The sequence below is a fragment of the Deltaproteobacteria bacterium genome, from assembly GCA_009929795.1.
In the GTDB taxonomy this organism is placed as follows: domain Bacteria; phylum Desulfobacterota; class Desulfovibrionia; order Desulfovibrionales; family Desulfomicrobiaceae; genus RZZR01.
The window spans coordinates 1-11,036 of record RZZR01000082.1 but is presented as its reverse complement, the minus strand read 5'-3'; the positions used below and the strand labels follow the sequence as shown (position 1 = coordinate 11,036).

The window sequence follows — 11,036 nt, the reverse complement described above, 5'->3', positions numbered from 1 at the left end:
CTGGCGTCTGCCCACCGTCAAGGAACTCTCGACCCTCGTCGACGCCGGTATCGCCCATCCGGGGCCGACCATCGACATCGACTATTTTCCCCATTGTAAGGGAAGTTGGTACTGGTCGTCCTCGTCAGAGTCGGATCCCGGGTTAGCCGGAAACGCCTGGTACGTTCGCTTCAGCAACGGGTACCTGAGCCACGCGGAAAAGGTCGGCTACAAGTATGTGCGGGCGGTGCGCGCGGGACATCCGGGTTATTTCGAGCATTCCTTCGTGGTTGGAGACGGTACGGTCACGGACACGGGCACGGGCCTCATGTGGCAGCAGGCCACCATGGAGGGGACCTTCACCTGGGAGGGGGCCTTGTCGGCCTGCGAGAATCTGGTTCTGGGCGGGCACAGGGACTGGCGGCTGCCCAACCGCAACGAGCTCCTGTCCCTGGTGGATTATTCCGCGTACAACCCGAGCATTGATGCGGGCGTGTTTTCCGATACGGTTTCCGACAGGTACTGGACCTCCTCCCCCTATGCTACGGATTCCGGCGAGGCCTGGGCCATACGTTTCGATAGCGGCGCGCTGACAACCCTCAAGGTGTTCAAAGCATTCGGTGTGGGCAACCTTTATCGTGTGCGGGCGGTGCGCACGGCACAGGGTGGCCCCGCCAAGGCTTTGCCGAGCGTCATCATGCTTCTCCTGGATTAATCTTCAAACCCAGTCATGTGCGGCCCGGTCGGAGAAATCCGGCCGGGCCGTTTGTATTTGGGGCAGGGCGTTCCGGACCGGGTACGCCAGTTTTTGTGTCATGGTTCTAAGTCTCGACCGTCGGGCTCGAAACCGGTACAAGTCGGAATCAACGGCGAGCATCAGAAATCGGTTCAAGGCGGCATGACCATCGCTTCATTTTTCTCCATCCGTTCATGCGTTTTCCATGCGGCGGCAGTCCTTCTGGCCTGTCTTTTTGTGGTTTCGGGTCCAAACTCGGCCCTGGCCCTGGATGGTGACCAGGGCCAAGACTCAGTCTCAGGGGGCGACCCCGGGAAAAAACCCTATCGGGCCGAGGTTCGGGGAGAGATGGCCTCGTCTGTCCGGGAGGTTCTGGAGTCGGTCTCGGACACCTTTGCCCTGCGGGATCGGCCTCCGGCGACAACGGAGATGCTCCGGCGCCGGGCCAGGGCGGACATTTTGGCAATGCAACGCGGTCTGCGGTCCGAGGGATACTATGACGGCCGGGTGGTAGTGGTTGTGGACCAGGAGGCCCGATCGAACCTGGTTGTCTTCGAGGTCGAGACCGGTCCGGCCTACGTACTGAAAGACATCCTCTTCGACGGCCCGGCCATGGGTGGCGATTTCCCGCCCCTTGACGCAGGCGTGGTTGGCCTTGAAATCGGGTCCCGGGCCAGGGCCCCGGCCATCGAGGACGGTGCCGGCAAGCTTCGGGACATGCTCCGCGAGCATGGTCATCCCTTTCCCCGGACCGGTATCCGGGAGGCCGTGGTCGATCACGAATCCAGAACCATGGTCGTTCGATATTTCTTCGAGCCCGGGCCCGAAGCCCAGTTCGGTCCGGTGGCCATCGAGGGATTGGACCGGGTCCATCCGGATTATGTTCTGAACAAGATTCCATGGCTCGAGGGCCAACGATACCGGGCTTCCCTGATGGACCGCCTTCGGGCCAGGCTATTGCAAGACGGACTGTTCACCCTGGTGAACGTCTCCATTTCCGACGAGGCCCAGGCTGGTGTCCTTGGTCAAGAAGACGGCCTGCCAGTGACCGTTGCCGTGGTCGAGCGGGTACCCCGGACGGTCAAGGCCGGGGCCTCCTATGAAACGGACACCGGCCTAGGCACGGCTTTGGAGTGGGAGCATCGGAACATTTTTGGAGAAGGCGAACGGCTGCGGGCCAGGGCCGATCTGGCCGAAAAAAAGCAGATGCTAACCATGGAGTACCGGATTCCCGCTTTCCTGGACGAGGCCCAGTCTCTGGAATTCACCTCGGAACTGGGGCGGACCGAATCGGACACCTACACCAGCAAGCTCTTTGTGGTCGGGGCCACAGTCTACCGTCAGCTGGCCGAGACCTGGACGGCCAGCCTCGGGGCCAAGTACAGGCTCTCGGATACGACCCAGTACGGGGACTCCCGTACCTACGCCCTGGTCTCCGCGCCCGGGGAGCTGACCTGGGACAAGCGAAACGACGTGCTCAATCCGACCCGGGGCTGGTGGACCCTGTTTCGGGCCGAACCATTCGTGGACACCCTGGACCCGAACATCCGCTTTCTCAAACTGTCGGGGGGCCTGAACCTCTATCTGCCTCTGACGGACGACGACCGTCTGGTCCTGGCCGGACGAGGAGCCCTGGGGTCCATCCTGGGTGAAAACAATCGCGACCTGCCGCCGGACGAGAGATTCTACGGCGGCGGGGGCGGATCCATCCGTGGGTACGCCTACCAATCCATCGGACCGGAAAAGAACGGCAAGGTCGTTGGTGGGCGGAGCATGGTTGAAACCGGGCTGGAGGCCCGCTACCGGCTGCCGAACAATTTCGGTCTGGTTGCCTTTCTCGACGGAGGTCAGGTGTTCAGCACCTCGACGCTGAAACTCAAGGATGATTTCTTGTGGGGGACCGGGTTGGGCCTGCGATATTTCACGGATTTCGCCCCGTTGCGGCTCGATGTGGCCGTGCCCCTGAATAGGCGGGACAAGGACAAGGCCTTTCAGTTCTATGTGAGTATCGGTCAGGCCTTTTAGGCCGGATCAAATGGCACAGGAATCAACCTCCGAAACGGACAGGTTCATGCCCGACGACAATAACACCGCACCTCAACGTCGAAAACGCCGCTTCTGGGCCTTCCTGTTTGGGCTGCCCCTGCTGGGCCTGATCCTTCTCGCGGTCACGGCATGGGTTCTGTTGCGCACGGACTTCGGTCTGGGCCAGGTGGAACGTCTGGCCAACAGACTCCTGACCGACGTCGGCGGCCAGCGGATCGTCCTGGCCGGGCTGGGCGGAAGTCTTCCATTCGATCTTCGTCTGCAGGGTCTCGAACTGGCCGACGCCAACGGAACCTGGCTGGAGGCGGACGGCCTGGCTCTGAGATGGTCGGGCCGGGATCTTTTTTCCGCCCGACTGAGGATCATGGACGTGGGAGCGGATCGTCTGACGCTGCACAGACTGCCGATCATGGACGAAGAGGCTGCGGAACCGGCAGCGGAGACGGGAGAATTCAAGCTTCCGGAATCCTTTCCCCTGATCGTTGTCGAGCGGCTGGCCGTGGGTCGGATCGTCCTGGGCGAGGCCGTGGCCGGGGAACGGACCGTCCTGACTCTGGCGGCTGCTTTGCGGTCCGGCCCGGACGGGGCCGGTATTGATCTTGATCTGGAGACGCTGGAGGGCCCGGGCGGGCGGCTGGCTGCCAGGGCCGGTTTCGAGCCGGTAGCGGATGTCCTGACCCTCGATCTGGATTTCAACGACCCCAACGGGAGCCTGGCGCCGCTTCTGGGCCTGCCGCTTGCCACGCCCCTGATTCTGGCCGTTCAGGGAGGCGGGCCGCCGTCGTCCTGGTCGGGCCGGTGCGCGGCCCAGATCGGAGATTTGGTCGACCTGAAGAGCGATCTCGTTCTTGGCTGGCAGGACATTCCCCGTTTGGACTGGCAGGGAATGATCCGGGTTGGGGCGGATCTGATTCCGGAACAGGTCAGGGCCTATGGGCCGGAAACGGATTTTTCGATTCAGGCCTCGCTGCCTTTACCAAACCTCGTCCGCCTGGAGGAAATCCGTCTGGAAAATCCCATGGTGCAAGCCCGGGCCTCGTCCGACATGGACCTGGACCGGGGGGAGGTCCAAGGGAACATGGCCCTGGAGGTTCTCGACACCGGCCCCCTGAACAAGTCCTTGGGCATAGATCTGGGTCCGGCCATTGCCCTGCAAGTCGAGGCAGCGGGCCCTTTGGGCGGCCCCGATCTGGACATCGACCTCGCACTCCATGATGTCCGGGTCGATCCGCTGGCCGTGGCTGAAATAGGGCTGCACACCGCGGTGGGATTCGGTGCCAACAACCGAGGGCCGATGGTTTCGGCCGTTGGACAGCTCCGGGCTGGTGGGCCGACGGTCCCGGACCTGGGCCTTCCCGAAGATGTTCGGGCCGATTTCGAGCTGGAATATTCCGATTCCGACCAGATGGTCCGCCTGAACGATCTGCACATTCATGGGCCAGGACTTTTGATCCGCGGGCAGGGTGGATTGGCCCTGGCCGACATGACCCTGGAGGCCGGTCTGGCCCTGGGTCCGATGGAGATCATTCCGTGGATCGAGCCCCAGGGCCTGGATTTTGGTGGGCGGGTTTCCCTGGCGGCCGAGGTCCGAGGAGGGCTGGATCCTCTGAACATGGAGGCCGTGCTGCAGGCCGCCATGGACGAGCCCAAGGGACTGCCCGAGGAGGTTTCGGCCCTGATCGGCCAAAGGATCGATCTCGAAGGCCGGGTGAGCATCTCCCCGCCCGGGCCGGAGACCGGGGCTGATCAAGTCGTGGGGAGAATCCGCATCGAAGACTTAAAGGTTCTGGCCGGTGACCTCCATCTTGAAGCAATGGGGGACTTCAGTCCCGGGGAGTTGGGCCTGGACGCCTCGGTGCGTCTTGAACTGGCTGATCTCTCGGGTCTGGCCCCGGAGCTTTCGCTTGGTGGCCGGGCCATCCTGGAGGCCACGGCCCGGGGCATTTTGGACGATTTTTCGCTTCGGGTTCATCTGGCGGGCAAGGATTTGCTCATGACCGGTCTGGAGGCCTTTCCAGCCGAAATCGATCTCAAGGCCGAACATTTTCCGGCCCGGCCGACCGGGACCGTATCCCTGGCCGCCCGGCCCATGCAGGCCGATGTTTCCCTGAAGTCCGGGTTCGAGTTGGACGGCGAGACCCTTGGCCTTTCGGAATTGGTCATGGCGCTTCCCGGGGGCCGAATCGAGGGCTTTGGCCGGATCGATGCGTCGACCATGCTGGCCCAGGCGAAGCTGACTGGCCGGTTCGACGACCTCGGACCCTTGGCCGGGTTGGCGGGGCTGGATATCGGCGGCCGTCTCGATTTCGATCTTGGGCTTCGTCCCGTCGAATCGGTCCAGGCGGCGACATTGGGTCTTCGGCTTGACGATATCCGATCCGAATTCGGGACGCTGGACGAATTGATTCTGGAGGCCGAGGTTCGCGATCTGGCCAATATGGCCGCGCGGGCGGTCCTGGAGGCAACGGGTTTGGCGTCCGGGGAGCACCGCCTGGAGATTTTGCAGGCCGAGGTAAGCGGCACGCACGACAAATTGGGCCTGCAGGCCTCGCTTCGGGGCCGGGCCCTGCGCCCCTTCGACCTTGAACTGGCGGCAGACTATGAATCCTCTCCGTCAGGCCATGAGCTGGGCCTGAAACGATTCGAGGGATTCTGGGCCGACCAGCCTTTCAAGCTTTTGGAGGAGGCGAGCCTGCGTGCGGCCGGAGGCGAACTGGAGCTGGGGTCACTTGGCCTCGAATTCGGCCGGTCCAGGATTCGGGCCGGAGGCCGGATTGGGGAAACGGATTCCGAACTGCATTGTCGAATCGACGAGTTCAGCCTGGGGCTGCTGAGTTCCGACGTTCAAGGCTTGGTTTCCCTGGAGGCGATCCTGGCCGGTCCCAATGAGGCGATGGAGGGAAGGGTCGGCATGGAGGGACGGGATCTTGGCCCTTCGGTCACGGATTTCGACCAGGCGCCTTTGCTGAAAGCAACGATGGAGGCCGCTTTGGACGGCCGGATGCTGACCGTGGAGGCCCTGCTGGCCGGAAACGGGGCTGCCGACTCCAGGCTCGAGATCCGGGCCGGGCTGCCCTTGACCCTGTCCCTGGATCCGGCCGGAGTGGAATTCCCCGAAGGAGGTTCGCTGGATGCACGGATTTTGGGAAATGTGTCCCTGGGATGGCTTGGGCCCATGTTCGTTCCCGAGAGCCAGGCAGTGGACGGCGTCATCGTCATGGACTGCCTGGTCGGGGGGACTCTTCTCGATCCGGTTCCAGCCGGAACCCTGGCCCTTCAGGGCGGCCGATACCAGCATTTTCTCCAGGGAATCCTCCTTGACGAGATCACGGCCGACGTCGAGTTCGAACGGGGAGAGATCAGGCTGGTTTTTCTTTCGGCCACGGACGGAGACCGGGGACGTCTGAAGGGCACGGGTCGGGTGGCTTTGGTCGGCGAGAAAGACTTTCCTTTCCAGGTTCTGGTCACGGGAGAATCGATGCGGGTCCTGGACAGTCCCATGATCAGGGCCGGATTGAAGGACCTTCGCCTCGACCTGCAGGGAACAACCGTGGCCCAGGAGGTTCGGGGCTCGGTCCTTTTCGAGCAGGTCGACGTCTATTTGCGGGATGTGGGCGGGCCCAGGGTGGTCGATCTGCCCGTGGCCGAGGCCCACGATCCGGATTCGGTCAAAATCAAAGGGGAAACCGTCGACACCACCCCAGCTTCGTCGATGACCCTGGATTTGGACATCTCCTTTCCGGCCAGGGTGTTCGTCCGGGGGCGGGGTCTGGATTCGGAGTGGGGCGGTACGCTTCGGGTCACCGGCCGGGCCGACGGGCCCCTTGTCCGTGGGGAGATTCGGCCCATCCGCGGGCGGCTCGATTTTTTGACCAAGAGGTTCGAGATCGAGCCCGAGAGTGTTGTCCAATTCACCGGGTCCCAGCCCCCGGTACCTTTCGTGAATATCCTGGCCGTGCAGCAAGGCCGAGATCACGTGTTCACCGTTCAGGTCACCGGAAGTCCCCCGGATGTTCAGATCGCCCTGCGTTCAGTGCCAGCCATGCCCCAGGACGAGGTCCTCTCCCAGATGCTTTTCGGCCGCGATCTGGCCCAGATCACCCCGATCCAGGCGGCCCGTCTGGCCCTGGCCGCACGGGAACTGGCCGGAGGCGGTTCGGGGCTGGATATTATGGATACGGCCAGAGACCTTCTCTTGCTGGACGACCTGGACATCGTCTCAGGTCGGCAGGGCAACGACATGAGTCTACGGGCCGGAAAATACGTCAACGAGCGAGTCTATCTTCGGCTGGAAAGCGATTTGACCACGGGCGAGGAGCGGGTTTCGGCCGACGTGGAACTGACCCCCAAGATCAACTTGGAGAGCACCGTCGGGGCCAAGGGCGGAGGCCTGGGCCTGTTCTGGAAGCATGACTATTGACGAAACGGGAAAGGCTTGTCCTCGCTCAGGCGGGGAAAAGATGACGGGGGGGAGAACCGGAAACGGTTTTTTCCCCCCCCCGTGGTTTTGAAGAGAAGATGGCGGGAAGTGGCGAAAAAGACCTTAAACGGTCTTGCCTTCAGCCCTTCATGTCCACCCGGACCTTGTCTCCGGGCGTATAGCCCTTGAGTTCGCCCAGGATACCGACCAGCACCGAGCGGATAAGGCCCTGGATGAAGGGGTTGATGGTTAGGGCCGTGCCGGCCACGGTGATTTTTAGATTTTCCGATTGGGCCCGGCAGTCCGAAATCTGGGCCTGGCCGGCGACGATGTCCCGAGCCAATCCGGCGCAGTCGTCCCGGCCGCAACTGCCGCAGTCCAGCCCGGCCAGGGCAAATCCTCGTTCGAGAACCAAGTCGGCCAGGGATTCCAACGAGTCCAGGGCCGCGAGTCCGGACCGGGTGATTGGCCCCCAGGAGGCCAGGGCCAGACCGTTGTCCAGGGCCTCGAAGTCCTTGGCCTCCCGGGCGATGACAACTCTCGGAAGCCACCCCAGGGACTTGCCGCCTTCCACGAGCAGGACGTCACAGCGCAGGAGGGGCAGGAGGTCCGGCAGGAAGCGGGTCCCGGACCAGAACATGGCCGTATTCTCTGGATCCAGACCGACCACGGTGGAGCAGACTTCCTGGAGGCGGCTCGTGTCCGCCGTTGGACGGTCCATGACGCTGTGGGCGAATTTGGCCGCCCCAACCTTGAGGCCCCGGGCCGAGAGGGCCTTGGCCAGTTCCACGGCCAGAGTGGTTTTGCCGGTCTTCTTGAATCCGACGATGGATATGGCTTTCATCCCATTACTCCTTGGTGTTTTGGGTAGTAGTTTCCGATGGTCCGAGAACCCGGACGGAGCCCGGCGGGATATGGACATCGACGGTCATGCCGGTCTTGCAACCCAGGATTTCCATTTCTCGTTCCCCCAAGACAGCCTCGATTGAGACATTCGAGACCCTCAGGCTCACATCGTAGAAGAGCCCCCGGTAGCGGGCTCGGAACACGGTCCCGACAAAGACGTTCGGGCCGCTCAGCGTTCCGGCCGGACCCAGGACGATCCGTTCTGGCCGGACCCCGACAAGAGGGCCGGATTCCTTCGTTACCAGCTTCAATTCCAATGGGCCGACCCGTGCCAGTCTGTCTGTGACATCGGCCGGGAAAATGTTTTTCATGCCCAGGAAGCGGGCCGTGGCTTCATCGCCCGGATGGTCGAAGACCTCAGCGGTCGGGCCCTGTCGAACAAGACGACCCGCACGCATGACGGCCACGCGGTCGGCCAGGTAAAGGACTTCGGCAAAGGAATGGGAGACCATGATCACGGTGAGATGCAGGTCTTTGTGCAGGCCGGTCAGGAGTTCCTGGAGGTCGTCGCGAAAGCGTGGATCCAGGGCCGAGAGGGGTTCGTCCAGGAGCAGCACTCGTGGGGAGAGAATGAGAGCCCGGGCCAGGGCCACCCGTTGGCGTTCGCCGCCGCTCAGGGTCGGGCAGGAGCGGTCCAGAATTCGCTCCAGATCGAGACGTCGAACGAGGGTTTCCATGCGTTCCATGGCCACAGGTCCGGTTTTTTTACCGTAACGCAGTCCGTAGGCGATGTTCTCCCGCACGGAAAGGTGCGGGAACAGGGCGCTGTCCTGGTAGACGATGCCCAGACCTCGGCGCTCGGGCGGCAAATTGGTGACGTCCTGACCGGCGACAAGAATCCTTCCGGAGCGAACGCGGCGGATGCCGAGAATGGATTCCAGGAGCAGGGACTTGCCCGCGCCGGTGGGCCCGATCACGGCGCAGAAGGAACCCTCGGGAACGGACATGTGGATGTCGTGCAGGGAGAAGCCGGGCAGACAGAGGTCGATGCCGCGGACCTCGATCATGACCGGGCCTCGGGCGGGGTGCGGATGACCAGACGCATGGCCACGAACAGGGCCAAGGAGACCACAACCAGCCAGAAGGCCACGGGTTGTGAGTATTGGAGGCCATAGGCCGTGAATCGTTCGTAGATGAGGACCGGGGCGGTCATGGGATGGTAGGCGACGATGACAATGGCCCCGAATTCGCTGATGGCCCGGGCCGTGCTCATGAGGATACCAAGGACCATGTGCCGCCAGGACAGGGGCAGGACCACCCGCCTGACCGTGGACCAGGCCCCGGCCCCCAGGCTGCGCGAGACGTGCTCCAGTCTTGCGGGCACGGACTCGATTCCGGCCTTGACCGTGTTCACATAGAAGGGCAGGCCGACAAAGGTCAGAACCACGATGATGCCGGTCAAGGTGCCCATGATCTCGATGCCCAAATTGGAGAGAGCCCGTCCCAGGGGGTGATTCCGGCCGGCGATGCTCAGAATGGCGATGCCGATGACCGGATGGGGGATCATGATGGGCAGATCGATGATACCCTCGACGATCCGTTTGCCGGGAAAATTTGTCCTGGCCAGCAAATAGGCCAGGGGTGTGCCGAAGAGACAGCAGACTGCGGCCGCGGCCAGAGATGTGCCCAGGCTTCGGCCGATGCAGGCCAGGACCTGTTCGTCCCGGAGCGAACTCCAGAGATCGGCAACCGCGGGCTGGGTCATGAGTTGGCCCAAGGGCAGGATCACGAGCAGGACCATGGGCAGGCTGCCCAGGGCGAAGAACAGGGTCAGCGGTTGAAGACGTTGAAACATCGGTGCGAGAAGCCGGGAAGGCCTGACACCTTCCCGGCTGCGACAATCGCTATTGGGCGACCTGGACCAGGGGCTTCAGGCCGGTGGGAAGGGCTTCGAACATTGTCTGATCGGGAACCAGGCAGGGAGTGAAGACCGGCTGGCCCATGTCGGACAGGGTCTTCAGGCCTATGGCCGGATCCATGAGGTACTGGAGGAAGAGTTCGGCCGCAGTCGGATTGGGGGCGGTCTTGATCATGGTCAGGCCGTAGGTGCAGGACGAGCCCTTGAGTTCCTTCCATGTTCCAGGGGCCTTGCCTGTGACTTTGACCACGGCCTGGGCGTAGAAGGGGTCGTACTTGAAATTGCCGAGGTTGATGTGGTCATCGAGACGGACGTACTTGAGCCCGTGCTGTTCGGCCACGGAGAGGTATTCCCAGGCATAGTCCATGTGTCCGGTCTTGAGCAGGTTGACCAGTTCCACGGATTTGGGTCGGACGTTCTTTTCCGGTCGGTTGGCCAGCAGCTTGTCATTCAGCCCCGGCTTTCCATAGAACTTCTCGGCCAGTTGGAGGACCATGAGGGATCGGTAGCCGCAGGGGTCCAGGTTGGGATCGGAATGCCCCCAGGAGACGTCGGGCTTGGCCAGAATCTCATACCAGTTGTCGGCGGTGATCTCGTCGGCGTACCGGCTCTGCTCGGTGTAGCAGAGAACCAGCTGGTTCGAGGCAAAGCGCACGTTCCAGTTGGCAAAATTGGGGATGAGGGTGCTGTCGATGACATTGTAATCGGCCGAGGCCATAATGTCGGCGGGTTTTCCGGTTTGAGAGATGAGGCGGGCCATCTTGGTGCTGCCGCCGGCTTCGCGGAGAATGTCGATGGCCGGGTACTTGGCCTCGAAATCCTTTTCGATCTTTTCGAAGGGCACGGTCAGGCTGCCGGCGTGGAAGACGATAACCTTGCCCTTGGGTTCGGCCCAGACCGGGCTGGCCAACAGGGCCCCGGCCAAGACGAGGCCGATGACGGAAGACAATACGTTCATGGGATTCTCCTCATGGATTGAAAGTGGAAAGAAACAAAGTAAAACATCAGTCAGCAAGCCCCTGACCCGGTCGCATGCGTTGTCCGGTCAAGGTCGTCTCGTAGCCTCCGGCCTGCCGGATGGCCTCAAGAAT

At 62.6% G+C, this 11,036-nt stretch carries 7 protein-coding genes; 3 read left to right on the top strand and 4 right to left on the bottom strand.

Annotated elements, in window-relative coordinates:
* The 3 genes from EOM25_09540 to EOM25_09530 all read left to right on the top strand — a co-directional run.
* The coding region (locus tag EOM25_09540) for a DUF1566 domain-containing protein (GenBank protein NCC25417.1) at positions 1-694 on the top strand (694 nt) is incomplete at its 5' end.
* 15 nt (positions 695-709) lie between these two features.
* The gene (locus tag EOM25_09535) at positions 710-2,740 is read left to right on the top strand and encodes an outer membrane protein assembly factor (GenBank protein ID NCC25416.1); all 2,031 of its coding nucleotides are present in this window, start codon (positions 710-712) and stop codon (positions 2,738-2,740) included.
* Positions 2,741-2,786: 46 nt separating this feature from the next.
* Positions 2,787-7,181, top strand: coding sequence for a hypothetical protein (locus EOM25_09530; GenBank protein ID NCC25415.1), 4,395 nt, complete (start codon positions 2,787-2,789; stop codon positions 7,179-7,181).
* A gap of 139 nt (positions 7,182-7,320) precedes the next feature.
* On the opposite strand, the gene EOM25_09525 is transcribed toward EOM25_09530, so the two are convergent.
* Genes EOM25_09525 through wtpA form a run of 4 tightly spaced genes read right to left on the bottom strand, consistent with a single transcriptional unit; the run spans position 7,321 to position 10,903 of the window.
* A complete protein-coding gene (locus EOM25_09525) occupies positions 7,321-8,025 on the bottom strand; it encodes a molybdopterin-guanine dinucleotide biosynthesis protein MobB (protein ID NCC25414.1) in 705 nt (234 codons plus the stop codon).
* Positions 8,026-8,029: 4 nt separating this feature from the next.
* Positions 8,030-9,094, bottom strand: coding sequence for an ABC transporter ATP-binding protein (locus EOM25_09520; protein NCC25413.1), 1,065 nt, complete (start codon positions 9,092-9,094; stop codon positions 8,030-8,032).
* On the bottom strand, positions 9,091-9,882 hold the full coding sequence (locus EOM25_09515) for an ABC transporter permease subunit (protein NCC25412.1): 792 nt from the start codon (positions 9,880-9,882) through the stop codon (positions 9,091-9,093). The genes EOM25_09520 and EOM25_09515 overlap by 4 nt, the downstream gene beginning before the upstream one ends.
* A 49-nt stretch (positions 9,883-9,931) precedes the next feature.
* On the bottom strand, positions 9,932-10,903 hold the full coding sequence (wtpA, locus tag EOM25_09510) for a tungstate ABC transporter substrate-binding protein WtpA (GenBank protein ID NCC25411.1): 972 nt from the start codon (positions 10,901-10,903) through the stop codon (positions 9,932-9,934).
* Positions 10,904-11,036: the final 133 nt, after the last annotated feature.